Here is a 25,588-nt window from a genome sequence, read left to right on the forward strand (position 1 = left end):
ATGTTCAAACCGCGTCGCGTGAGTACCCAGCAACTGGATGACAGGGTAAAAGCTGAAAGGCTTGCGCAGACGCTACCACCGTTGATACTTGCCGCGGAAAATCTGGTGAATGCCTTTGATATGGGAGTTCACGGAAGGCGACGCGCCGGAACCGGAGAAGATTTCTGGCAATTCAAACAATATGGCCCGGATGATCCGACAACCAGCATAGACTGGCGGCAAAGTGCCAAGCGCGAGCATATATATATCAAGCAGAAGGAGCAGGAAACCGCGGAAACTGTCTGGATCTGGCGGGATACATCCCAAACCATGGACTATGGATCGGATCGCGCGGAACAGTCCAAGCTGGACCGCGCGACATTGCTTAGCCTTGCGCTTGCACTCTCTCTTTCAAAAAGTGGCGAAAAATTCGGCTTGATTGGGCAGGCCGAAAAAGCATCGACCGGGCCTGCTTCTTTTAATCGGTTTGTCGGCCGCGTTTCGGAAATTCAGAGCCCGTCCCTGATTGACCTCAAATTTGCCGATCAACTGTCAAATAAATCGACTGTGGTCTTGATCAGTGATTTCCTCGTTGACCCGTCAGAAATTTCCCAGATGGTGAGCCACTTTGTCAATCTCGGTTGTCGCGGGTTCCTGATGCATGTCGCCGATCCGGTGGAGGCCGACCTTCCCTTCGATGGGCGCACCCGGTTTCTGCCCATGACGGAAGGAGATGATATCACTCTTGGCCGGGTTGAAGTTGTGCGAGATGATTATCAATCGCTCTTTAACGCGCATCGGCAGGAACTTCTCGAAATCGCGAGGAAAGTCTCCTGGGATTATAGTTTCCATCGAACGGACGCCCCAGCAAGTGAAGCCTTCGCCGCGCTCTATTCCGCCCTCAATATACGGGGGGGCAAGGCATAATGGCAGCGATCACGTCCATTTCCTTCCTTTTTCCCTGGGTACTGACAGCCCTCCTAACGCTCCCGTTGATCTGGTGGCTTTTGCGCATTGTTCCGCCGCGCCCAAAATCCGTGATATTCCCGGCAATCCGGTTTCTGTATCGTCTGAAAAAAGATGAACAATCAGCGGCGACAACGCCCTGGTGGCTGCTACTTTTGAGATTGGTGATTGCGGCCCTTATCATTCTGGCCATCGCCGGGCCCATCCTCAATCTTCCGGAGCAGCGTGACAGCAGCGGTGACGTCGTCATGATTGTCGATGATGGCTGGACCGCCGCCGAATCCTGGAACGACCTGAAAGCAACGCTAAACAAGCTGGTACAGGAAACAACCCGGCAGGAACGCCAGGTATACATCGTTACGACGTCGCGGGAAGTTGAAGGCAGACTGCCCTCCCTGAGCCCGCTGGCCGATCGGGAGGCGCTCGGTATTGCCGCATCGCTGGAGCCAAAATCCTGGCCGTCATATTACGGCGATCTCTCCCAGCTTTTGCCGCGCCTTGAATCTCTCGATAACCCTGAGTTTATCTGGCTATCGAGCGGTATCCTGCAGGAAACAGACATTCCCGATCTTGAAGATTTCTTCACCAGGCTGACTGAAATAGGCCCCCTGACTATTTTCCATGAAGAAAGCGTCATCGCCACACCGGTCATTGGCGTACCCAGTATCAACAGCGAAAAACTGAGAGTACCGTTGAACCTTCCGGCAGGTGCCGCCGCGAATGAAGGTGTCCTCACCGCCATTGTGGATGACGGAAAAATTATCGCCTCGCTTCCATTCACATTTTTAGAGAATGAAACATCCGCCTTCGTTGATCTGAATATCCCGAACAAGATCCGGAATGATATCCGCCGACTTGAAATCAGCAATAGCCGGAATGCCGGTTCCATTTTCCTGCTCGATCAGCGTTGGCAGCGGCGTCAGGTCGGTCTGGTCACAAGTGTATCCGAGCAGGTTGATCAGCCGCTCCTCGATGAGGTTCATTACCTGACCCAGGCGCTGACCCCCTTCTTTGATATCACGCGCGGCACAATTGAAGGGCTAGTGGCAGAGGACCAATCCCTTATCGTACTGGGGGATGCGGCAAACCTGCCCGAAGGCATTGAAAGGAAACTTGTCGACTGGATCGCCAAGGGGGGCGTGCTTGTTCGTTTTGCCGGACCGAAGCTCGCGAACTCAAACGGTGCGCTTGTGCCGGTCAATCTCCGTTCCGGCAATCGCAGCCTTCAAGGGGCGATGTCCTGGAACCAACCTGCACCTCTTGGGCCCATTCCACAATCCAGCCCGTTCTTTGGCCTTTCTATTCCGACGGATGTAGCCGTTAACAAGCAAGTTCTTGCAAATCCATCCCCCGAGCTTCTTGATAAGACATGGGCCCAGTTGGAAGACGGCACACCGCTGGTGACAGCCGACAGGCAGGGCAACGGCTGGCTGGTACTGTTCCACACCACCGCCACGCCCGAATGGTCGAATTTGGCGATTTCCGGACTATTTGTGGAGATGCTGCGCGAGATTGGCAATCTTGGCCAATTGACAAGCCAGAATTTTTCCAGTCAACGAAGCCTGCCGCCGTTCCAGCTCATGGATGGATTTGGGAGCCTCCGCAGCGAAACCGGCATAGCCGAACCGATCAACACCGCAGAGATGGAAGATCTGATTCTGGATGCCCGCCATCCACCCGGTTATTACGGGGATGAGAATTTCAGTATCGCCATTAATATTGGCCAGTTCGAAGCAGACTATTCCGTTGTGGATATGGGACAGTTCCCCGCGACTATCCGGTATTTCGACAGATCGGCCGTTGTTGACCTGATCCTGCCCGTCCTTCTTGCCGCGCTGCTTTTGGTGCTGGTCGATCAAATCGTATCGCTTCATTTACAGGGCAAACTGCCTGCCCTTCGAACGGTGTCGCGCGCAGCCGCCCTCTTCATTGTCATCGCGGCCAGTGTGAATGTCATGTCAGTGGAAACATCGGCGCAGGAGGCTGATCTCGACGGGGATGCCAAGGCACTCGCGGCCACACTCGACACCCGGCTTGGCTACATCCGCACCCATGATTCAACGGTCGACAGGATGAGCCATAACGGGCTTGCCGGGCTAAGCCGACAACTCAGGAACAGGACGGCGGTTGAGACCAAAGACCCGCTCCCGATTGATATAGAACGGGACGAGCTTATTTTCTACCCCTTGATATACTGGCCCGTTACCCCGGATTTTCCGGCTCTTTCGGAGCAGGCGATCCTCAAATTAAATGACTATTTCAATGGCGGCGGGACAATTCTGTTTGATACCCGCAACCAGAACAATGTCGGCCAGTTTGGACCGGATCTCTATAACAGCCCGGAAAACATTCGTCTTCGGCAGCTGACCGCAAGACTGGATATTCCGCGAATACATCAGGTCCCTCCGGACCATGTCGTCACCCGCGCTTTCTACCTGATGCAAACCTTTCCCGGTCGGTATGACGGCGGCGACGTCTGGATTGAAGACACCGCTGGCATTCAAGGGAACGACGGCGTCGCCTCGATCGTTATCGGTAGCAATGACTGGGCCGCCGCCTGGGCGATTGACGCAGATGGCCGCTATCAGGCGGCCACACTTCCCGGGAACGAACGACAGAGAGAGCTGGCATATCGCTTCGGCATTAATCTGGTGATGTATACGCTCACCGGAAATTATAAGGCGGATCAGGTCCATATCCCTGCTATTCTGGAAAGGCTGGGGCAATGAGAGAGGAAAGCTTCGTCTCATCGCTTGATTTCAGCCCCTATCTCCCGCTTGACTGGCTCGTTATCCTTGCCTTGATCTGCCTGGGTATTTCTCTTTTCGCTCTTTGGCGGCGCGGGCGCGGAACGCTTCTGCGCGGGGCCCTGATGGCATTGTTGTTGTTGATGCTCGCCAATCCTGTCCTCTTGACGGAAAAGCGAACATTTCTTGATGATATCGCCGTTATTGTTCTGGATGAAACCAACAGCCAGAAGATAGGCCAACGCGGCGAAACAGCAAGCGCTACCTTTGACGAGTTGAAATCCCGCCTCGAGGCAATCGCGAACCTGAATATCGAAACCATTACGGTCAAAAACAAGACAACCTCTCTTCTGGGAGATAAAGACGGAACCCACGCTTTTGACGCACGAGAGGAGGCGCTCAAGAATATCCCCCCGGATCGCGTGGCGGCCACGATCTTTATCACTGACGGCCAGATTCATGACGTGCCGCAAAATCTGGAAGAGGCAAAAGAAACCGGCCCTGTCCATTTCTTGCTGACGGGCGAGGAAAATGAAAAGGATCGCGTGCTTCGTGTCGTGAAAGCCCCCACATTCGGTATCGTCGATCAGCCGTTGCAGTTCATCATAAAAATTGAAGATTTTGGCGTCACCGAACCAGTTCAAGCCGCGCGCGTGACAATCGCTCAGGATGGGGAGGTTGTTGCTGAGGATCTGGCGCAAATCGGAGCGGACCTCACTCTGGACCTGACCTTGACGCATGGGGGCGCCAACTTCTTTGAAATCGCCGTCAATCCACTGGACGGAGAACTAACCGAGAAAAACAACAGCGCCTATATCACGGTCAACGGTATCCGGGACAGGTTACAGGTCTTGCTCGTGTCCGGCGAACCCCATATGGGAGAGCGGGGTTGGCGCAATATCCTTAAATCCGACCCGTCGGTCGATCTTGTGCATTTCACGATTCTGCGCCCCCCTGAAAAACAGGACGGCACGCCAATCACGGAGCTTTCGCTGATCCCGTTTCCAATCCGCGACCTGTTTGAGAAGAAGCTCAATGATTTTGACCTGATCATCTTTGACCGGTATCGGCGGCGCGGGGTCCTGCCGTCAAGTTACCTTAACAATATCTCTCGCTATGTGAAGGAAGGGGGCGCCTTGCTGGAGGCCGCCGGACCAGCCTTTGCAACACCGCTCAGCCTGTATCAAACTCCCTTGTCGGAGGTACTTCCGGGGCGACCCACCGGTTACGTTTTTACCGAAGGATATGTTCCGAGCATTAGCGAGACCGGCAAACGCCATCCGGTAACAGGTCTGCTGAAAGCAAATATACAGGAAAGCGACAACTGGGGCCGCTGGTTCCGGATGATCGAAGCCGAAGCGCTTGGGGGGGAAACTCTGATGACGGGCCCGTCGGATCAGCCCCTCCTCATTCTAGAGCGCAGTGGAGACGGGCGTGTTGCGCAGCTGCTCTCTGACCATGCATGGCTTTGGGGCAGAGGGTTTGAAGGCGGCGGCCCGCAATCTGAGCTTCTCCGGCGTGTTTCTCACTGGCTGATGAAAGAACCGGAACTTGAAGAGGAACAACTGAAAGCCGTTGTCGCCGGGAACATGCTCAATATCCAGCGGCGCTCCCTCGACACGGCGCCGGCGACTGTCACGGTGACAGACCCCGACGGAAACGTGACGCAACTTTCCCTTTCCGAAGCGGAAAACGGGATGCAAACGGGAAATATTCCGCTTCAGACCAGCGGCCTGCATATTCTGGAAGACGGTCAGCAAAAATCTCTGGTTGCTGTTGGCGCGCTCAATCCGAAGGAACTCCATGACATCCGCGCAAGCACGGACAAAATTGCGGATATTGCGAAGGCGACTGGCGGCGGCATTCGCTGGCTGAAAACGGACGGCCTCCCGGACTTCAGGCGGACGAAGCCGGATAACCGTCAGTCTGCGGACTACTGGTTCGGCCTGCGCGCCAACGAGAATTACGAGATTACCGGCTATAATCGGCAAGCCATGCTATCGCCACTTATCGCCCTCATCCTCGCCCTTGCCTTCTTATGCATCGGTTGGTGGCGTGAAGGCCGCTAACCGAGCCATCATCTCATCAGTTTCCGTCTCAAAAGCAGTCCGGCCCGGAAATGAAGATATATCCGCTACGCCGGCAATAATCCCGGAAACATTCTCCAGCGTACCCGGCGCGCATTCCTTCACGAGAAGCCTGTGCTTCTCAACCGGGCCCGGCATTTCAAAGCCGAGAACAGCTGCGTTCTGAAACCCGAACTGACCGTAATATTCCGGATCCCCGACAAGGACAATCAACTGATGACCTTGTTCTGTCGCAACCCTAATAGTTTCCCGCATGAGGGCGACCCCGATCCCCTTGCCCTGCAACTCCGGCTCGACCGCGATTGGCCCAAGAAGCAAGGCCGGGGTTTTTCCGCCAATCATGACCGGCCAGTAACGAATAGTCGCCAGGAGAGTGTCTCCCTCTACCGTGACAAAGCTCAATTCAGGCAGAGGTGTAATGTTCTCGCGAACTTTATAGGCAGTCTTATTGAATCTGTCCGGGCCGAAACAACGATCAAGCAAAGGCTCAATCAAGGCCGCATGTTCGGGCCGCTCGTGAATAATCTGAGGCATGACGGAATTCCAATTTCTAACGGGCTAGACAACAATGCCTCTTAAAAAAGATCCCGATCCGTCATGAAATATATGATGACTAACGCACAGGCAGTTTAAGCGGCAGCACAAGTAAGGGCAGCAGCCTGTCGTCGTCGAAGTTTGGTCATCTGTTTGCTCATGAAGCGCAAATATCACAGGCAGTGTTCCAAGGAAAGAAATAAATCATGCCTTGCCTGCGCTAAATTCAAGGATTAGTTTTTAACTTTAATAAAAGAACGGGCGCGCAACCCACGTATTTTGCCGGAGAATTTCCGAATGTTTTACAAACCATCCGAACCCCATGGCCTTAAGCACGGCCCCTTCAAGGCCATTGTCGCCCCGCGCCCGATAGGCTGGATCAGCACCCTTGCCACTGACGGCACTGTCAATCTGGCACCCTTCAGCTTTTTCAATGCAATGGCCGAAAATCCACCGATTGTCGCGATGGGAATCAATGGCACCCACAGCGAAGGCGGTGCGAAGGATTCACTTGATAACATCGAGGCAACGAAGGAATTCGTCTGCAACATGGTTTCTTATAATCTTCGGGAACAGATGAATTTAAGTTCGGCCATGCTGCCGCGTTCCGTTGACGAATTTGATTATGCCGGACTGACCAAGGAACCGTCCGCCCTCGTCAAGCCGCCTCGCGTCAAGGAAAGCTTCGCTCATTTGGAATGTATCCACCATAAAACGATTATCTTGCCTTCTCATAACCCGAAGGTAGTGAATAGCATGGTTCTGGGGGAAGTCGTCGGTATCCATATCAGCGATGAAATCATCGTCGATGGCATGATTGACATGAAGAAATACCAGCCGCTCGCGCGCCTTGGATATATGGATTACTGCCATGTCGAAGATATCTTCTCCATGGACCGGCCGGTCGTCTGACGGGCAGGTCACATCCTAGACACCTTGCCAGGTTCCCCGGATTTCCCGCGCCAGCTTTTCGGAAATGGCGCGGGCGAAATCCTGATATCCTTGTGCTGGCTCGGTAAAGGCCCCGATCCCGCCGATCACTCTTTCCCGGTAATAGCTGTCGAGCTCCGGCTCATCGTTGAGGATCGGCAGGCCGTTGATGATAACCCCGGATGCGACAATCCGGTCCCGCGCCGCCTCAGGCGGGCGCCCGATGGAAACCACACCGTCTCCTGAAATATCAATCACCCTGCGCAGAGAAATATTCCGATCATGCGAAAAAAGGGAGAAGGCATGATCCAACGCCCCGGCTATGGCCGTCCCGCCATATGGAAAGGTCCGCGACACATTATCGAGCTGGTTCGCAAATTCATGAGCAGCCTCTGCCCCCGCAATGACGCGCCAATCAAGAATCATTCGTTGCTCGCCGAGGCCGGCCCAGTGGGTAGCCGCGATGCTGATCTGCCCTCTTGGGCCTGCCGCGATTGCCTCGATCACAAGGTCACTACGAAATGCCGCCGCAAAGCCGCGCATCTGAAGGTTATACTCGTCATAATTTACACTGGACGAAACATCGATGGCGAGAACGAGTTGCATGTCCACTTCATCGGCAGAAACGTCCGTTTTCGGGGTCAGAACGAATATCAGTATTGCGATCAGGGATAGCCATTTCATTGCAATTTTGCTCACACGCCCCAGGTTAGAAAGGTGAAGTCGAGTCTATCGTAATTCACGGCAAAAGTATGACCAATTTTCCAAAGGGTCATGACCCGGGTCGTCTTTTATGCCATTATCAGAAGAGATCGCGAAACTAACAGAGAGTGGATCATGAAAAAAATCGTCATCGCAATTATTGTGGTTTTGGTGGCTATCGTCGGCCTGGCGGTAGCTCTGCCCTTCATTGTGCCAACGGACCGGATCAAACAGGAACTGATCCAGGCAACCAATGACGCCACGGGGCGAGAACTGGCAATTGACGGCGATTTCAGCCTCTCCGTTTTCCCGACTCTCGGGGTGACCGCAAATTCCGTGACATTCTCGAACGCGGAAGGCGCCCAGAATCCCAGCATGGCCGCCATCGACAGCCTCACTGTCAAGCTCAGCCTTTTGCCCCTGATAACCGGTAAGGTGCAGGTCGATGAATTCGTCCTGACCAAGCCAGTCATCAACCTTGAAGTCGATGAAAGCGGCAAGGCAAACTGGGAGTTCGATACCGCCAAAGCAGAGGCCCCCAAAGAAACGGAAGCCGCAAGCTCGGATAGCGGGGCGACGGATCTTGGCATATCGGACCTGAACCTCGGTGATGTACGCATCGTTGACGGAGTGGTCAATTTCGTCGATCAGAAGGGCGGAACAAATATCAATCTCAGCGACATCAATCTCGAACTTGTACTGCTTGGTCTAGATCAGCCGTTCGATGCAAAGGGCAGCGCCGTCTGGAATAACGAGGAGGTCGAACTTGACGTCAATGTGGGCGCCCTTCGCAGCATTCTTGAAAATATCGAGACAACGACGACAGTTAATGTCGCATCCAAGAACATCAATCTCAATTTTGACGGCCTGGTAAAAAGCACTCAACCTCTGAACCTCGGCGGCACGACAACAGTTGATGTTCCGTCGGTGCGGGACCTCGCAGCATGGGCGGGCGCCCCTCTGGAGGGAGTATCGGAAACAGGTTTCGGCCCGCTGAAGATCAGCGGTAAGCTTGGCGCGAACGATACCAAATACAGCTTCTCTGAAGCCACCATCAGCTTTGATGAGATTGTCGGCGCCGGCGATTTCAGTATTGATCTGGGCGGCAAGGTTCCGGATATCGTGGGCAAGCTCGCGCTTGAAACGCTGGACTTGAACCCCTATCTCCCGGCGGAGCAAAACGGAGAAAGTAAAGCCCCTGCGGCACCGGCACAAAAATCATCAGGGGAAAAATGGGACACGACCCCCATTGACCTCTCCGCACTGAAAGCGGTTAATGCCAAATTCGACCTGTCGGTTCAACAGATCCTGTTCCAGAAAATCAAGATCGGCGCAAGCGCCCTCGCAACCACGATCAAGAATGGAATCCTTGATCTCGCCCTGACGGAAATGAACCTGTATGACGGAACGGGCACGGCCACTGTAACGGTGAACGCGCAGCAACCGACTTTGAAAATCACCAACGCGATGACGATTGAGAACATCCAACTGAAGCCCCTGCTGACTGACGCCGCAGATTTCAAGAAGCTGGAAGGCAAAGGGATGTTCCAGACTGATCTATCCACGAGCGGCAAATCGCAGGCCGATTTGGTGAGCGCTCTTAACGGAACCGGCCAGATCCTGTTTGAGGATGGGTCAATCTCCGGCGTCAATCTGGCCGCCATGGCGCGGAACGTGACCACGGCCTTTACCAGTAAAGGCGAGGAGCAGAAGACGGATTTTGCCGAAATTTCGGGAACCTACCAGATTGCGAATGGTATCCTCACAAACAATGACCTCAAAATGCTGAGCCCGTTTATCCGGCTTTCCGGCGCAGGAACCGTTGAACTTCCTCCGCAAACCCTGAATTACCGGATTGAACCGAAGCTTGTCGCGACGACCGAAGGACAAGGTGGCGGTGAAGCCGCCGGCGTTGCCGTCCCGATCATCGTTTCCGGCCCTTGGGATAATCTGAAATATGCGCCTGACCTCGCCGGCGTCCTCAAAAACGCCGCCAACCCGGAAGGCGTAAAGAAGCTCCTTGAAGGCGCCAAAGGATCGGGTGACGGCGTCAAGGACGTCCTTAAAGGGGTCAAAGATAAAGATCCCGCTGCCGTCAAAAACCTGCTTGATGCTGCTGGTGGTCTTCTCGGCGGTAAAAAAGACTAAGTTCTGCTATATAACCCGCGGGAAACTCAGCTTTCCCGCGGTTTGCGTTCTTCAATAGCCCCACCGGATTCTTTCCACGCACCAAATCCGCCATCAATATGGCACACGTTCGGCAAGCCCATCTCCTGCACAGACTTTGTTGCAAGCGCCGAGCGCCAGCCCGCCGCGCAAAAGAAGACGAAACGGTTGCCGTTGGCGAACAGGTCACGATGATATGGACTGTCCGGGTCAACCCAGAATTCCAGCATACCGCGCGGTGCATGGACAGCGCCGGGCACCTGGCCTTCCCGCTCCAGCTCCCGAACATCGCGAATGTCGACAAAGGTCACATTGTCCTGCCCATAGAGCGCAAGGGCCTCGTCAATCGATAAGGTTTCGATTTCGCTGGTCGCTTCTTCAACGAGCTGCTTTATGCCTTTTTTCATTATTAATCGCCCCTTCTCGCTTCAAATTGCGAAAACAATCTTGTCTTTCGCCCTATATATGATGTTACTATTTACCCATACATGACGCCTATAGCGTACGTCGAGATAAAAAATAAAGGGAGAATGAGAATGGACCTTTCATTTACCAAGCAAGACAACGCCTTTCGCGACGAAGTACGCCAGTTTCTCGCTGAAGAATTTGACGAAGATCTCAAGCAGAAAATGGCGGAAAACAGAAACAGCTATCTTCCCAAGGACGATCACGTCCGCTGGCAAAACTCATTGGCGAAAAAAGGTTGGCTGACGCCGGATTGGCCGGTGGAATATGGCGGCCCCGGATGGAACACGACGCAGAAGTATATTTTCCAGACGGAAATGGCAAATGCTAATGCACCCGGAATCATGCCCTTCGGCATCAGCATGTGCGCGCCGGTTATCATGAAATTCGGCAGCGAGGAACAGAAGCAGCGGTTCCTTCCGGACATTCGCGACAACAAAGTGTGGTGGTGTCAGGGATACTCGGAACCAGGTTCAGGATCTGACCTCGCCAGCCTGCAGATGAAAGCAGAGGATAAAGGCGATCATTTTCTCTGCAATGGCTCCAAAATATGGACGACACTCGCGCAATATGCTGACTGGATTTTCTGTCTTGTCAGAACCTCCACAGAAGGAAAGCGTCAGGAAGGTATTTCATTCCTGCTGATCGACATGAAGTCCGAAGGGGTGACGGTCGATCCCATCCAAACTATCGACCTGCCGATCAAAGGTGCACAGGAAGTCAATCAGGTCTTCTTCAATGATGTGAAAGTGCCGAAGGAGAACCTTATCGGCGAGGTCAACAAAGGATGGACCTACGCAAAATATCTCCTCGAGTTTGAGCGCGGCAACGCCTATGCCGGTCGCCTCAAACGCGGTGTCGAGAAAATACGCACGATTGCCGCGAAGGAAGTGGATGGTCAGGAACCCGTGATCAAGAATGCCGCCTTCAACGCCAAGCTCGCGCGGCTGGAAGTTGCGGTTCAGGCCCTTGAGATGACGGAGCTTCGTATCTTGAGCAAACTGAGTTCTGGTCAGAATATGGGACCGGAGTCCTCGCTCATGAAATGCCGGGGAACGGACCTCTATCAGGAAGTTGTCCAGTTGGCGCTCGAAGCGGTCGGGACCTATTCGATGCCCTTTACGCCTCTTTATCCCGGCCAGAACGAGGAGCCGATTGGTGCTGATTACGCAAGCGGTGTTGCGCCACGTTATTTTAACGCCCGAAAAGTCTCCATCTATGGCGGATCAAACGAGATTCAACGCAATATTATGGCCAAGCTGATCCTCGGTCTATAAAGGCGGAGATGGCCCAGTCTCTGACCGGGATTTGTGAGTGATGAGCCGGATCAGATCGAATAAGGAGGACGTCATCCGCGTTTCGATGTGGTCCGGGCCGCGTAATATTTCGACGGCCATGATGCGCTCCTTCGGGAGTCGTCCGGAATGCCTGGCGGTGGATGAGCCGTTTTATGCCTATTACCTTGCCAAGACCGGCCTCAAACATCCCATGCATGAGGAAATAATCGCCAGTCAGACGACAGATTGGCGAGTTGTCTCGGAGAACCTGAATGCGCCCCGTCCGGCGGGCGGTATGCTTTATATCAAGCATATGACCCACCATATGACACCGGAAGTCGATCTCGGCTGCTTTCAAGATCACCGCAACTGCTTCCTGATACGGGATCCGAAAAGGGTCATTGCCTCCTACGCCGCCAAATGGGACCAGATCACGACGGAGGATATCGGGATCAAACGGCAACTTGAAATATTCAGGACCCTCGAAAAACAGACAGGTCAAACACCCATCGTTATCGAGGCGGAGGATATATTGAGACAACCGGAAGCAATGCTGAAAAAACTGTGCGCCGCCCTCGATATTTCATGGAATCAGGAAATGCTCTCCTGGCAGAAAGGTCGTCACCCGGAAGATGGCGTCTGGGCTACCCATTGGTACGCTTCCGTTGAGGAAACGACGGGCTTTGCTCCTTATGAGGAACGTGAAATCAAGCTGAAGCCAGAGCTGGAAGCGTTACTGGAAGAACAGATGCCTTATTACGACGCGCTGCGCTCCCATAAGATTTAGTCGCTATCCGCCTCTTTCTTGAGAGCAAGGTCAAGCTTTCGCATCCAGTCCTTGATCCGAGCCTCATTCACGCCGAAATCGCGATAGCCGTAATGAGCTCGGCTGAACACCGCAAGGGTTGAGCGGCCCGCCCCAAGATTGATAAAACGGGCCGTGATTGTATCCGGATATCCGATGAGTTTGGAATATTGAACATAGTCAACTTGCAGATCTTTGCCGATTTCCCGGCTACCAAGTTTTTCCGTTCGCGGTTCAGCGAGGGCAATCTCCTCGAACGAAGCGGCAAGGTTAGCCATATCGATTTCGAAGATTGGACTGATCGTTTTAGGGGGATACGGGCAATAGTCCGGCGGTGACATGAGATAGGTATTAGGTTTACGAGGCTTCTTCAGTGATGAAAAATCCAGATCTGGCCTCTGGACATTTTTCAAAAGATTCTTCAACATTGAAAGGCTCTCTTTATATAAAATCCTATATCCCCAATAGAAAATCCAGACTAGCGAATTATGATTAGAAAGTTCAAATAAATAATATGTTGGTGCGAGAAGAATTTAGCAGAGAACGGGTAGACGAGCTTATTCGCGAAGCAAAACGCCATGGACCTTTTCACGCCCTGACCCATGAAGAGAGGGACGCTACCCGGCATGAATTTTTATCCGGAATAACAAAAGAAGAAGGGCTTTGGGTGTTCGGCTATGGCTCCCTCCTCTGGAACCCGGCTTTTCATTTCACCGAGTGGCAGCCCGCGCGCCTCCATGGTTTTCGCCGCCGTTTCTGCCTCCAGGCTTCGATCGGCAGGGGAAGCCCTGAAAAGCCGGGCCTGATGCTTGCTCTCGATCATGGCGGCTCCTGTAACGGGCGCGCCTTTCATATTGCACCGGAAAAGATTGAGACTGAAACGGATATACTCTGGATGCGGGAAATGATTTCAGGCTCCTATGATGCCCGTCATGTCCATATGCGACTGCCGGACAGAACCGTGAAGGGGCTGACATTTGTGATCAACCGGTCCCATCCGCGTTATCTTGCCAATATCAGTATGGAAGAAACCGCCCGCTTGCTCGCCTCTGGGGAGGGGCGTCTCGGGACCTGCCGCGATTACCTCAACAACACTGTCGCACATCTTGACGAGATGAAGGTGAAAGATCGCTACCTTCATGAGATACAGCAAAAAATGAAGGAGCTTGATCATCGCTCCGACATCACCTAACAATTCGCCTTCCGATTTTTTATGCGCGAGTAATACGCTTTGACAACCGAGCCTTCCAGCGATCTGCCGCCGATCTTTGTCATCAACCGGTCGAAGGACAGTCATCGCCGGGCGGATATGACGGAACGGCTTGCCAAAGTTGGGTTGACGCCGGTCTTTTTCGACGCTATCGACGGATATCAACTCGATATCCCAAATCTTGCTGACTATGACGGCGAGAAACGCCGCCGTTATTTCGGCAAGGATCTAAAGGCGGGAGAGATCGGCTGTCTCCTCTCTCATCGAGGCATTTACGAGAAAATGGTCGCCGAGAATATTCCGAAGGCACTCGTGTTGGAAGATGATGTTTTCCTCGCCGATGATTTCAAGGAGGTCTTGCGGGACATCCAGAAAACCCCTGTTCCCTGGGATTTGATCCGCTTTGTCGGGCATGGCAAGGTTTTCGATGTCGGATACCGGACCCTCGATCCGCTCAATCATGGCTACAGCATTACGCGGGTACCAACCTCCCCGAGCGGCGCATACGCCTACCTGCTGACCCTGAATGCCGCTAACCGGCTGCTTCACTTTATGCAAAGAAACTGGGTGCCCGTCGATATCATTCACAGCCGAGCCTGGCAGACACGCTTGGAGACCCTTCTGATCCATCCCTCTCCAGTTACTCCCGATCTGGAAGGCCCCTCCACCATCGGGGATGAACGCTTCGATAGATCAAGGCAAATCAGCGGCCTCACGAAGCTGCTCCATCCATTTTACCGATTCTGGTATAAGCTCAGCAACGGCGCGGGAAAGCGAATTGTTTATTATTTGACCTGGTTTCGGGATTGAAAATATCTATCGAGCGGATCAAGTCTGCTCACAATAGAAAATATTCGCATAGGGCGCTTATAGGCAAAGAAAGTATTTGCCTTGAGTTTAACCGGTCCCCTTAAAAACTCGCGCGATCAAAAATTTATCTCATCAATACAATCAATATCTACAAAAATATTATGTAGAATAGATTCTGTTTTTGCTCATTTAATCACCATTAAATAATATAATAAACTCCTAACATTGAGCCGTGACATTTAATATAGAAAAAATATGAGTAATATTTATTATTAAAGTAATACTAAAAATAATTTAATTAAAAATTAACTACAATTAAGTACAATTATATCTAGTACTTAGAGATATATTTCATATTACCAAGTACAGACGAAATTATTTCTAAAACACCAACATGAATTTGGAGAAAGAAAGTGAACTATCCTGGACAAGAGGTTTATTTTGATAAAAACGACCTGATTGTAAGTAAAACCGATCTTAAAGGACACATTACTTATGCAAATCATACCTTCCTGGAAATAGCAGGTTATGAGGAAAATGAGGTTATCGGGAAACCGCACAACGTTATCCGGCACGGCAATATGCCGCGCGGCGTTTTCGACCTTTTTTGGAACACCATTGGGAAGGGGGAAGAGATTTTCGCCTATGTGGTAAATTCGACAAAGAACGGAGATCATTACTGGGTCATCGCCCATGTAACGCCAAGCTATCAAAATGGCAATGTTTCGGGATACCACTCCACCCGCCGCGTGCCCAACCCGCGAACAATCAAAGAGGTTATTGAGCCGCTTTACACAGAGTTGAACGACATCGAAAGCGCCTCTAGTAACCGCAAGGAAGGCATTCAGAAATCTGTTAGTCGCCTTGAGGAAATTTTGACGGAAAAAGGATTGAGCTACAACGAGTTTGCGGCATCCTTGATGAAGGAGCAGTAAGATGAACATGGAACTGAAAATAGACGCAACCGACACTTTGGGCGTTGCTCCTGAGCGCTTGCAGGAAATCCTGGAAGTCGCGGACAACATCTGTCTTGGCAATTTTGAAAGCCGGATAAAGAATATTCCGGCTGAAGAAGGAATGGAACGCACGCTCTGCACTAAGATCAACGAAATGATCGACCGTGCCGATGCTTACTTGCGCGAATCCACGGCTTGTCTAGGCTTTATTGCGGAAAATCAGTATTTCCGTCGTATCGCTCCGGAAGGGCTATTGGGCTCTTATGGCGTGGCTGTCGATAAAATCAACCGCGCCGCAGATGGTGTTGAGAAAAAAATATCGAAGTTCCACGATGCCGTCACTGCTATTACAACAGCGGCAGGCCAATTGAACACCAGCGCTCAGTTCATGGGCGACACGGTCAAAAGCACCAGCGAGAAGACAGCGGCCGTTGCCGCCGCCGCAGAAGAGGCTGGCCAGAACACACAAACGGTCGCTTCAGCCGCTGAGGAACTCAACTCCTCCATTCAAGAGATCAACCGCCAAGTCACCAGCTCAGCGACTATGTCCGGTGAAGCCGTAGCGCAATCTAAAGAAGTCAATGATATGGTTGCAAGTCTTTCAGCTGCATCGGAAGAGATTGGCAACGTGGTCAAACTGATCAATAATATCGCCGGGCAAACCAAACTCCTAGCTTTGAATGCCACAATCGAAGCCGCGCGCGCGGGAGACGCCGGCAAAGGCTTCGCGGTTGTCGCAAGTGAAGTCAAGAGCCTATCCGCAGAGACGGAAAAGGCAACGGAAGGGATCAGACTACAAGTCGAAGCAATTCAGAAGGCGGCGACAACCGCCGTAGGCTCTATCTCTGACATTAGCAAATCCATTTCCAGTATTAACGAGGTGTCTTCGGCTATTGCGTCCGCTGTTGAAGAACAAGGTGCCGCAACGCAGGAAATTTCCCGAAATGTACAAGAGGCTGCCTCGGGCGTCCAGCAAGTCACCACCAATGTTGGCATCGTAAATGACAATGTCAAAGAGGTCAGTACCAGCTCTGAACAGCTGGTAAGCGTTGCGAGTGAACTCACGCATCAGGCGGAGCTTCTTACAGAAGCCCTGAACAGCTAATAGCAGTTAGTACAATCTCACCCCACATGATGAGGCGGCTTTTGACCGCCTCATTTTTTTGACAGCCTAGTCACCTTAAATCGGCAAAAAACCGGAAATCAACAGGGCTACGCTAAAAAGAACTCCCATTACCGGCACCCAGAACGGCACAACAAACACGCCATCCATCGGCTGTTGCCCAGTCATTTTCAGACGGATCAACGCAAGATTCACCCCCGAAAACACAATCAGGACAATCGTAGATGTTGCCTCCGCTAACTGTGTAATCGGGAGAAGAGTTGCAAAGACCAACACAAGCGCAACAATCACGGCTGTCGCAATAAGCGGCGTTCCTGTCACGGGATTAACGGCTGAAAGAAAGGACGGCAGGCTTTTTTGCACAGACAACCCATATATCACCCGGGAGGCCATGATGATCTGGATCAGCACACCGTTGGTCGTCGCAACAATGGCAATCAGGCGGAAGGTGCCCGATGCGGCGTTTCCCGCTGTCTCGAAGACAAGAGCAAGCGGCGCGGCTGATTCCGCAAGGTCCGCCATGGGCACCACAAGAACGACGACGGAAACGACAAGAAAGTAAAGGATCGTCGCAATCAGGAGTGTGAGAATAATGCCGCGCGGCATATTTCTGTGAGGCTCAATCACTTCCTCCGCAACATTCGCGATATCTTCAAATCCGACGAAGGCAAAAAAGGCGAGCAGGCTTGCCGAAATTATACCGCCCCAGACAACATCGTCAAATGGCGGCAGCAAGGTATCGATGTTTAACAAAATGTCCGGCTCTGTGCTCACACCAAAGTAAATGACCAACCCCAACCCCGCAATCTCGACCGCTGTGAAAACAGCAGCGATAAACACGGATTCAAGTATCCCCCATGCCGCAATGACGCCAACAATCAATATAATTACGATTGTCAGCAGTGGCCGGGGCAGCGGAATAATCTCCCCGACATAGGCCGCCGCGCCGATTGAAACCGCCGCAGAGGAGACAATGCCCGACGAGGCGACCAACAGCCCGACAATCAGTGTCAGGATGCCGGAATTAAACCCCGCCCTTACATAGGCGGCCTCCCCCGCACTAACAGGATGTCGGGTTGACAGCTCGGCGTATGTAAAGCCGGTAAAGGCAACCACGGCAGCGGCCACCAGGAATGAAATCGGGGCGTAGACCCCGGCCCGCGCCGCCGTTGTTCCAACAAGCACATAAATCCCGGCGCCAATTGTCACGCCGAGGCCATAAAGAATGAGGAGAGGGAGTGTAAGCTTTCGCCTTAGCTCCGCCGGTCTTGTCACCGCGTCATTCCCATCCACATCCTGCACATCAAAACCCTGACGCTTGGGGTATCTTACTATCCATCATTAAGCGGCCCATTTTGTTCAATCGCATTTGATATTAGCATATCCTTCATCGCCTATTTTGAGGTAAATCAACTCTTCCAATAAAATTTGCCAATGGTGGCCCGCCTACCCATTCTGGCCCGTGAAAACTCTCTCGACAGAGCGGAAGTAAAGTGCGAACCTTTTCAAATGGTTTGCGTACAAACTAAAGTACGAAAGCCGCAGTCAAGGAAATGCGGGAGCAAAAGCCAGCACATCCATATTCCCGTCATCTATTTGAAAGCTCACTGGGATATAAACGTGAGAATGAACGAGAAAGCTCAGAACATATCGCAGCGAGAGGTTATCGCGTTTCTTCAAAACCCGGAGAGCTATCCAGCCAAACCAGATACCGTCGATATACATGAAACCCATGGCGCAATGGTCTTTCTTGCGGGTGACATGGCCTATAAAATAAAGAAAGCGATCAAATTTCCCTATATGGATTTCTCCACGCTTGCAAAGCGGCGGCATTTTTGCGAACGAGAAATAGCCATTAATCAGCCCACCGCCCCGGAAATCTATCTCGGTCTTGTCACTATCACGAAGGAGGCGGATGGCTGCCTGATGCTCGACGGATCCGGGCAAATTGTCGAATGGGCCGTCAAGATGAGACGATTTGATCAGGAGATGATGCTGGATCAACTCCCGCACGACAAGGTAACAGAAAAAGCACTGATCGAGAGGCTGGCGAAGGCGGTTTTTGATTACCACCAGCACGCGCCCGCTGAGAGAGCGTCGGATGGTCCCGGGCGGATTCAGCTATTGATAGATGAGCTAAAGGATAGCTTTCGCAAGTCACCAGAAATATTCCCGAAGGGGGAAGCCACGCAGTTCGCATCAATGGCAGAGGAACATTTATCTCATGCCCATTATTGCCTGCGCCTTCGGGGACGCCGGGGATTTATCCGCCGCTGCCATGGCGACCTGCATCTTCGTAATATTGTCCTGATGGATGAAAAGCCCGTTCTTTTTGACGCGTTGGAGTTTGACGAGGAACTGGCAACGATTGATACCCTCTATGATCTTGCCTTCCTTCTCATGGATCTTGACCAGCGGCACATGAGCCCAAGCGCAAACCAACTGCTGAACCGATATCTTTATCTGTCCCGCGCGCTGGAGGATATATACGGCATGAAAGCCATGCCACTCTTCCTTGCAATCCGCGCCGGAATACGGGCCATGGTCGCAAATGATCACGCACAGCAGCTCTCCGGCGGGGTAGCGGATGAGGAACGGACAACGGCGAAGGAATATTTTTCCACCGCCATGCAGTATCTATCTCCAAAAAAGCCCGCGCTGGTGGCAATTGGCGGATTCTCGGGTACAGGGAAAACCACCCTTGCCTCATTGCTTGCAGGCACGCTGGAACAGGCACCGGGGTTCCTGCATTTCCGCACGGATCTTGAGCGAAAAGCGCTCTTTAATGTGCCCGAGACGGAACGGCTGGCCCCATCTAGCTATACGCAGGAAGTGAGCGATCAGGTTTATGCCAAACTGCTGCGCAAAGCCCGGATTGGCCTGAAAGCCAGGCAGCGGATCATTGTTGATGCCGTCTTCTCCAAGGAGAGGGAAAGAGAGGATTTTGAATCTCTCGCCAAAGAGCTGGGCGTTCCTTTTATTGGTATCTGGCTTGAGGCAGACGAAAAAGTAATTTCAGCGCGGGTTGAGGCCCGAAAGGGCGATGCCTCCGATGCGACACCAGCGGTCGTGCACCAACAGATAGAACGCGGTGTTTCCGGTCTGACATGGCATCGGATCAATGCAGGCGGGACCGCGGCCGACAGCCTCCGGCAGGTGCTCAACATACCCGAAATCTCGGATATCGATTAACCTTCCTAGTCTTCCTTCGGGGCCGCTTTATCGAGATTTTGTGGCGCAAAAACATCTCCAAATGCCCCTTTGCCGGGGCTCTTGGTTGGTTCCTGAGGTTTTACCGCGCCTGGCCCGCTCTTATCGAGATTGCCCGGATCAAACACATTGCCAAAAGCCCCTTTTCCCGGGCTTTGTGTGGCTGGTGCGGCTGACTTGCTGCCCCCGAACACATCCGGACCCTGGTGCTGTTTCTGCTGTAGTTCGAGCTGGCGCTTTTCTCGAATGGCCTTGATCCGCTCTTCCTGGATAAGGCGCTTTTGCTCGCGTACATCCATTTTGCAGACATCCGGGCTGTAGCTCTGGGCGAACCAGAGGGTTGAGGCCCCGCCGAGCGTCAAAAGTACGAGTATAATTGCAGCCGGATTGCCGCGAAAAATCTTCGGTAGCTGAAATCCGCCTGAGACCGCCGCGACCGGCGCGCCATTGGCGAGCGCAAGTTGCTGCCGTCGGCGGTAAATTTCGTGGGCGAGCGCACCGAGAATAGTCAGCACGATAATGATAAAGGCAAGCGCGGAAATGGACGGGTTAATCCCATATCTGACCTTCTGCGCAAGCTCAATGGTCAGGGTTGGAAACTTACCAAAAGTGAAGGTTGTCGTATTGTAGTTCTCAAACGACGCCAAAAAAGCGAGGACCGCCGCCGAACCTATGGCGGGCTTCATAAAGGGCAGCAAAATCTTTCGGAAGGCCTGCACCTGCGTTGCCCCAAGATCAAGCGCCGCCTCCGTCAGGCCCGTATCGAAGCGCTGCAGCCGGGCGATAAAGACGAGCATGCAATATGACGCGATAAAAGTCGACTGGCCCAGAATAGTGAGGAAGATACCGTTATGCAGAATGCCCCCGCTACTCATGCCGAGCATGATGCTGATCCGGTCCCAAAACACGAGGGTGGAAATACCGAGCACCACCCCCGGGATAAGGATCGGCGCAATAACGATAGTATAGTATGTCGCCCTCAGTTTCGGCCAGATCTGCGTTAGCATCAGGGCGCCGGCAAGCCCCATGATCACGGAGAGAATAACGGTGCCAATGCCGATAATGAGGCTATTCTCGATGCCGTTCAATATCCGCTCATCATGGGCGAGAACGTCGAACCATTCGAAGGTCAGGCATTCCCAGGGCGTCAGTTTCGGGAAAGACGGGGAATTGAAGGCGGTAATGCTCATAACGACGAGCGGGCCCAGCAAATATCCAAAAAAGACGACGAGATAGGCGGCAAGAATGAATTTGAGGAGAATATTGTTGGTCTTCATTTACCAATATCTCCTATCTTCACCTTAAACAGCCGCATCATGCTGAGCACGATGATAATACAAGTGACAAGCAGGACGATGGCAAAGGCCGCACCGCGTGGCCAGTTTCCGCCTGTGTTAAACCACTGATAGATAATCTGCGTAAACCAGAGACTGGAGGGACCGCCCAGAATTTGGGGGGCAGCCAGCGCGCCTGCCGAAAGCATAAACACCATCGTGCAGCCCGATGAAATCCCCGGCTTGGCATAAGGGATAACGATTCGCCAATGAATACGCCACCAAGGTGCGCCCATGTCGCGCGCCGCCTCGATCTGGTTGCGATCAAGGCTTTCGATCACATTATATATCGGGAAGATCATGAGCAGGATATAGGCGTACCCAAGCCCCGCATAGAGCGCCACATTTGCTCTGATAAAGTCGACGGGATTGCTGATCAATCCCATAGCCAGCATCATTTCGTTAATCAGGCCGCTCTCGCCAAAGATAATCCGAAAGGCGAAAGCGCGCAGGATCTCATTAATCCAGTAAGGAATAATCAGCAGCAGCACCAAGATGCGGATGGCCCCACCGCCCCGTGACTGGCCGAGGTAGTAGGCAAGCGGATAACAAAGCAGGAGATCAAGAATCGTCACGAAAAGGGCGGCAAGCAATGTCCGGCCAAAGACACCGAGATCAACAACGTTGTAAGACGTATCCGCACCCGGCGCGCCGAGGACCAGATATTTATAATGCTCAATCGTATAGGTGTCTTTCGGTCCCCCCATTTCCGGCGGTGGCAGATGATGCCGGAAGGAAAAATCGAGCATGGACAACTGCGGCAGGACAATCAGGATAACAACCCAAAACAAGACCGCCACGAGAAGAAAAGTTCCAAGGCCGATACCGTTTTTAGCGAAGAAATCTTTGAACAGCTGCCCTACATTCATCACGCGCCCCTATTCGCTGGCAAGCTCGCCAGCGGGCAACACGATCGCCTGCTCTGGCACATATTCAAGTGTCAGGTTCATACCTTCCGCCGATTGCCGCTCCTTACCTATGTTCACGAGGGACATCTTGATCTCCTTGCCCTCAGAACCTTCAAGGAAGACATTATAAATCTGCCCCTCGAATTCCTCATGCTTGACCATGGCCGCAAAACGGTTCGGCGCTGACGAGATATCCGGGGCGATATTGAGCGCCTCCGGTCGAACGAACATCATCGCCGGATCGCCAACTTTCAAGCTGCCTTGCACCGTCGTCGCAATGCGCGCCAACAACTCACCTGTCCGATTGGTGCTGACAAGAGCCATATCTCCATCGATGGATTTTACCTTGCCCCGAAAAACATTATTCTCCCCAACGAAGGAGGCCACAAAGGGCGTCGCCGGATCATTATAAACCGTATGGCCGGATCCGATCTGATCGATGATCCCTGCCCGCATGACGGCCACATTATCGGACATCGTCAGTGCCTCGCCCTGATCATGCGTGATATAGATGAAGGTGATACCAACGCGCTGCTGAATTTCACGGAGTTCTGTGCGCATATGCTGGCGGAGTTTTAAATCCAGCGCGGAAAGCGGCTCATCGAGCAAGAGAACATCCGGCTCCGCGCAAAGCGCTCTGGCAATGGCAACACGCTGTTTCTGCCCCCCGGACAGTTCGGAGGGGAGCTTTTCTCCCTGATCCGGCAGGGCGATCATATCAAGAAGCTCGTCGGCCCGCTTGCGCCGTTCGGCCTTGCTGGCGCCCTTCACCTCCATGGAGAAAGTAATATTTTCCCAAATTTTCATCAGGGGAAAGAGGGCGAGATTTTGGAAAATAAGGGCCGTAGGCCGCTTGTTCGGTCCGATCCCGGCCATATCCCGGCCGCCAATCCTGACATTGCCCTCACTTGGTTCCAGAAAACCCGATACCGAACGCAGGATCGTCGTCTTGCCGCAGCCGGACGGCCCAAGGAAAGAGAAGAACTCCCCGCCCTTTATATTCACATTAGCTTCACGAACAGCAACGAAATCACCAAACCTGATCCAGACATTTTCCAGATCGACATCAACGCCTTTGGTCATGGATCATTCCCCAATTAATACCCTTTTTCATCGAAACCCCCTCGATCCAAAGAAAATAAGCGGGAATTGTGCCGGACCCGCAACTGCGGACCCGGCATGTTTATTCAAGACTTAAGAGCTCTTGAACTTGTTCACATATTCGGTACGCACAGCGGCATACCAAGGGGCCTGTGGTGGCCACGGGTTCAGATTGCTAAGCGAGTCGCCCGGATAGGCATCCGCAAAGTTCTTCTTATAGGCATCGCCCGCAAATTGATCCGCCCCAAGGACAGGCGAGTTATAGCCGTGGGAATCAATCGCCTTACCGGCATTCTTGGCGTCGTAGGAGAATTTAATGAATTCGTAGACCTGATCCATATTCTTCGCCCCGATCGGCAGCGACATGCCGTCAACCCAGGCCATCGCCCCTTCAACCGGCGCCTGATACATAACCGGATCGCCAGCGGTCTTAAGTGACATTGGTGGACCATCCCACGTCTGGCCGACGACGACACCTTCGTTCAGCAAGCCATTTTTCTGTGTGTCTGCATCGTTCCAAAGCAGCTTGATATTGTTTTTTCGGGCAATGCACCAATCCGTCACCTTTTCCCAGATCGGCCGCATGGTCTCTTCAGATTCATACGCTTTCCACATATCGCCCGGATTAAGCTCACCGGTCGTTTCCATATACAAGCCCGCGCACAGCATCATGGAATGCGGGCGTCCCATGGTCTTGCCGGCGTTCTCTTCAGCCCAGACATCCCCATAGCTCGGCGCGGTGCCGGCCGGCGTCCATTTATCAGTCCGCCAGGCAACGCCTTCCGTTCCCCAGATGTGAGGAAGCCAGTGAGACCCCTTTCCTTCAAAGTCCCAGTCTTTGGTGCCGATGGCAGCCATCGTCGGATTGACTTTATCGACCGGAACACGGCTCATGTCCCAAGGCTGCAGGAGTTCAAGCGGCCCCCACTCCAGCCCCTGGTTATTTGTCGGCGATACAATGTCAAAGCCCTGACCCTTGTTCGCCTTCATCTTGTTGATGATTTCCTCATTCGAGCCAATGCCCGTGTAATTGATTTTGATACCCGTTTCTTTTGCAAAGTCCGCAATGAAGGGTTCCGGCAGGTAATCCGACCACATCAGGATGTTAATTTCCCCGGAAGAGGAAAACGCATTTTTGACAATCGCGGGTCCGGCAACGGTAAAGGCGCCGACAGCTGTCGCTGTTTTCAAGACATTCCGGCGGCTGACTGTTGTTGCCGATTTTCCATCTGTCTGAGTGGGTTTTTGAGATTTAACGGTCATTCTATACTCCCTTGATTTTGTAGCTTCGAGATCTTTAGTAAATGAACGGGTTTAGCGACGCTTTTATTACAAATGGACTGCAGCATGGATCGTGCAATCGGCTTTTCCAGATGTCATGATAACCGAAAACACAGTATTTAAAAGTATATTTGTCGCCCGAGACGAAATTTATTTTGCATTGCAAAAAATTAGATTTATTAGAAGAATTTCAATGCTTTAAATTCAATAAACATTATGCAATCGGGGCGCTATTCGCGTCCCGCAGCAAAATCAGGGGAGGCGCAGAAAACCCTGACCTTCTCATTGACTAGATGAGTGTTGCCATTGCTTCCGCCGCGATTTCGAAGGCCCGCAGGCGCGCCTGATGGTCAAAAATCTGCGCCGTCAGGATAATTTCATCTGCATCCGTTTCCGCTTTAAATTCCTGTAGTCGTTTTGACACATCCTGTGCATCGCCAAGTGCCGTATAGGTCATGAAGCGCGAGATGGCCGCTGTTTCCTGAAGCCCAAGCTGATCGGCAAAGCCTTCAATCGGCGCAGGCAACCGGATCGGCATCCCCCGCGCGAGGCCCAGAACGCCCTGCATCAGAGATGTCGCGATAAATTCCGCTGCCTTGCGGGTATCGGCGGCCTGCAGGTTCATGGCGACCATGACATAGGGCTTATCAAGCTGCGCGGATGGTTTGAAATTCTGCCGGTAAATATGAAGGGCTTGCCGCAGGTCCGTCGGCGCAAAATGAGAGGCGAATGCATATGGCAACCCGAAATGCGCCGCGAGTTCTGCGCCATATAGGCTGGACCCCAGAATCCAGAGCGGAACGTTTAGTCCCGCGCCCGGCACCGCCTGAATCTTCTGGCCCGGTTCCGGATCGGCGAAATACTGTTGCAGTTCCAACACGTCCCGGGGAAAGCTGTCTACATTGGCGTTCATTGTGCGCCGAAGCGCCTGCGCGGTCAGTCCATCCGTTCCGGGAGCTCGCCCAAGCCCGAGATCAATTCGGTCCGGGTAGAGAGA

The 25,588-nt window shown here is 52.7% G+C and carries 22 protein-coding genes; 12 read left to right on the top strand and 10 right to left on the bottom strand.

What is annotated here, in order from left to right:
• The 3 genes from P1U71_RS02905 to P1U71_RS02915 are packed head-to-tail and all read left to right on the top strand — an operon-like array spanning position 1 to position 5,761.
• Positions 1-906 carry a DUF58 domain-containing protein gene (locus P1U71_RS02905; RefSeq protein WP_301104049.1) on the top strand — a complete coding sequence of 302 codons (906 nt, stop codon included), beginning with the start codon at positions 1-3 and terminating at the stop codon, positions 904-906.
• Positions 906-3,674: a DUF4159 domain-containing protein gene (locus tag P1U71_RS02910; protein ID WP_301104050.1), complete on the top strand. Its 2,769-nt coding sequence runs from the start codon at positions 906-908 to the stop codon at positions 3,672-3,674. The genes P1U71_RS02905 and P1U71_RS02910 overlap by 1 nt, the downstream gene beginning before the upstream one ends.
• Complete coding sequence (locus tag P1U71_RS02915; protein ID WP_301104051.1) at positions 3,671-5,761, top strand: hypothetical protein; 2,091 nt, start codon at positions 3,671-3,673, stop codon at positions 5,759-5,761. The genes P1U71_RS02910 and P1U71_RS02915 overlap by 4 nt, the downstream gene beginning before the upstream one ends.
• Here P1U71_RS02915 and P1U71_RS02920 read toward each other — a convergent pair.
• Positions 5,729-6,313 (bottom strand): GNAT family N-acetyltransferase, encoded by a 585-nt coding sequence (locus P1U71_RS02920; protein ID WP_301104052.1) that lies wholly within the window; start codon positions 6,311-6,313, stop codon positions 5,729-5,731. The two genes, P1U71_RS02915 and P1U71_RS02920, sit on opposite strands and share 33 nt — an antisense overlap.
• 297 nt (positions 6,314-6,610) lie before the next feature.
• Here P1U71_RS02920 and P1U71_RS02925 point away from each other — a divergent pair, with 297 nt between their 5' ends.
• On the top strand, positions 6,611-7,225 hold the full coding sequence (locus P1U71_RS02925; protein WP_301104053.1) for a flavin reductase family protein: 615 nt from the start codon (positions 6,611-6,613) through the stop codon (positions 7,223-7,225).
• Between the two features lie 15 nt (positions 7,226-7,240).
• On the opposite strand, the gene P1U71_RS02930 is transcribed toward P1U71_RS02925, so the two are convergent.
• Complete coding sequence (locus P1U71_RS02930) at positions 7,241-7,927, bottom strand: DUF1194 domain-containing protein (protein ID WP_301104054.1); 687 nt, start codon at positions 7,925-7,927, stop codon at positions 7,241-7,243.
• 153 nt (positions 7,928-8,080) lie between these two features.
• On the opposite strand from P1U71_RS02930, the gene P1U71_RS02935 reads away from it, so the two are divergent.
• A complete protein-coding gene (locus P1U71_RS02935) occupies positions 8,081-10,093 on the top strand; it encodes an AsmA family protein (RefSeq protein WP_301104055.1) in 2,013 nt (670 codons plus the stop codon).
• Positions 10,094-10,119: 26 nt separating this feature from the next.
• Here P1U71_RS02935 and P1U71_RS02940 read toward each other — a convergent pair whose 3' ends face one another.
• Positions 10,120-10,518: a rhodanese-like domain-containing protein gene (locus P1U71_RS02940; RefSeq protein ID WP_301104056.1), complete on the bottom strand. Its 399-nt coding sequence runs from the start codon at positions 10,516-10,518 to the stop codon at positions 10,120-10,122.
• 129 nt (positions 10,519-10,647) lie between these two features.
• Here P1U71_RS02940 and P1U71_RS02945 point away from each other — a divergent pair, with 129 nt between their 5' ends.
• Together P1U71_RS02945 and P1U71_RS02950 are read left to right on the top strand one after the other, a co-directional pair.
• Positions 10,648-11,853 (top strand): acyl-CoA dehydrogenase family protein, encoded by a 1,206-nt coding sequence (locus tag P1U71_RS02945; RefSeq protein WP_301104057.1) that lies wholly within the window; start codon positions 10,648-10,650, stop codon positions 11,851-11,853.
• Between the two features lie 40 nt (positions 11,854-11,893).
• Positions 11,894-12,640 (top strand): hypothetical protein, encoded by a 747-nt coding sequence (locus P1U71_RS02950; protein WP_301104058.1) that lies wholly within the window; start codon positions 11,894-11,896, stop codon positions 12,638-12,640.
• Here the strand turns inward: P1U71_RS02950 and P1U71_RS02955 are convergent.
• On the bottom strand, positions 12,637-13,086 hold the full coding sequence (locus tag P1U71_RS02955; RefSeq protein WP_301104059.1) for a DUF1499 domain-containing protein: 450 nt from the start codon (positions 13,084-13,086) through the stop codon (positions 12,637-12,639). The genes P1U71_RS02950 and P1U71_RS02955 overlap by 4 nt on opposite strands.
• A 92-nt stretch (positions 13,087-13,178) precedes the next feature.
• On the opposite strand from P1U71_RS02955, the gene P1U71_RS02960 reads away from it, so the two are divergent.
• The 4 genes from P1U71_RS02960 (at position 13,179) to P1U71_RS02975 (ending at position 16,739) form a co-directional block, all read left to right on the top strand.
• Complete coding sequence (locus P1U71_RS02960) at positions 13,179-13,850, top strand: gamma-glutamylcyclotransferase (RefSeq protein ID WP_301104060.1); 672 nt, start codon at positions 13,179-13,181, stop codon at positions 13,848-13,850.
• Positions 13,851-13,889: 39 nt separating this feature from the next.
• On the top strand, positions 13,890-14,678 hold the full coding sequence (locus tag P1U71_RS02965) for a glycosyltransferase family 25 protein (RefSeq protein ID WP_301104061.1): 789 nt from the start codon (positions 13,890-13,892) through the stop codon (positions 14,676-14,678).
• Positions 14,679-15,091: 413 nt separating this feature from the next.
• Positions 15,092-15,613 (top strand): PAS domain S-box protein, encoded by a 522-nt coding sequence (locus P1U71_RS02970; RefSeq protein WP_301104062.1) that lies wholly within the window; start codon positions 15,092-15,094, stop codon positions 15,611-15,613.
• Position 15,614: 1 nt separating this feature from the next.
• Positions 15,615-16,739 carry a methyl-accepting chemotaxis protein gene (locus P1U71_RS02975; protein ID WP_301104063.1) on the top strand — a complete coding sequence of 375 codons (1,125 nt, stop codon included), beginning with the start codon at positions 15,615-15,617 and terminating at the stop codon, positions 16,737-16,739.
• 75 nt (positions 16,740-16,814) lie between these two features.
• Here P1U71_RS02975 and P1U71_RS02980 read toward each other — a convergent pair whose 3' ends face one another.
• Entirely contained in the window at positions 16,815-18,032 is a 1,218-nt protein-coding gene (locus P1U71_RS02980; RefSeq protein ID WP_301104064.1) for an APC family permease, read from the bottom strand.
• Between the two features lie 351 nt (positions 18,033-18,383).
• Here P1U71_RS02980 and P1U71_RS02985 point away from each other — a divergent pair, with 351 nt between their 5' ends.
• The gene (locus P1U71_RS02985) at positions 18,384-19,949 is read left to right on the top strand and encodes a bifunctional aminoglycoside phosphotransferase/ATP-binding protein (protein ID WP_301104065.1); all 1,566 of its coding nucleotides are present in this window, start codon (positions 18,384-18,386) and stop codon (positions 19,947-19,949) included.
• A 5-nt stretch (positions 19,950-19,954) separates the two neighbouring features.
• Here P1U71_RS02985 and P1U71_RS02990 read toward each other — a convergent pair whose 3' ends face one another.
• From P1U71_RS02990 to P1U71_RS03010, 5 genes are all read right to left on the bottom strand, one after another.
• Positions 19,955-21,244, bottom strand: coding sequence for an ABC transporter permease (locus P1U71_RS02990; RefSeq protein WP_301104066.1), 1,290 nt, complete (start codon positions 21,242-21,244; stop codon positions 19,955-19,957).
• Complete coding sequence (locus P1U71_RS02995; protein ID WP_301104067.1) at positions 21,241-22,170, bottom strand: ABC transporter permease; 930 nt, start codon at positions 22,168-22,170, stop codon at positions 21,241-21,243. Before P1U71_RS02995 ends, P1U71_RS02990 begins: the two co-directional genes overlap by 4 nt.
• 9 nt (positions 22,171-22,179) lie before the next feature.
• Positions 22,180-23,292, bottom strand: coding sequence for an ABC transporter ATP-binding protein (locus tag P1U71_RS03000; RefSeq protein WP_301104068.1), 1,113 nt, complete (start codon positions 23,290-23,292; stop codon positions 22,180-22,182).
• A 111-nt stretch (positions 23,293-23,403) separates the two neighbouring features.
• Entirely contained in the window at positions 23,404-24,573 is a 1,170-nt protein-coding gene (locus tag P1U71_RS03005) for an extracellular solute-binding protein (protein ID WP_301104069.1), read from the bottom strand.
• Positions 24,574-24,880: 307 nt separating this feature from the next.
• On the bottom strand, positions 24,881-25,588 hold a 708-nt coding region (locus tag P1U71_RS03010; protein ID WP_301104070.1), incomplete at its 5' end, for an MsnO8 family LLM class oxidoreductase.

It is taken from the genome of Sneathiella sp. (assembly GCF_029233945.1).
GTDB lineage: Bacteria > Pseudomonadota > Alphaproteobacteria > Sneathiellales > Sneathiellaceae > Sneathiella.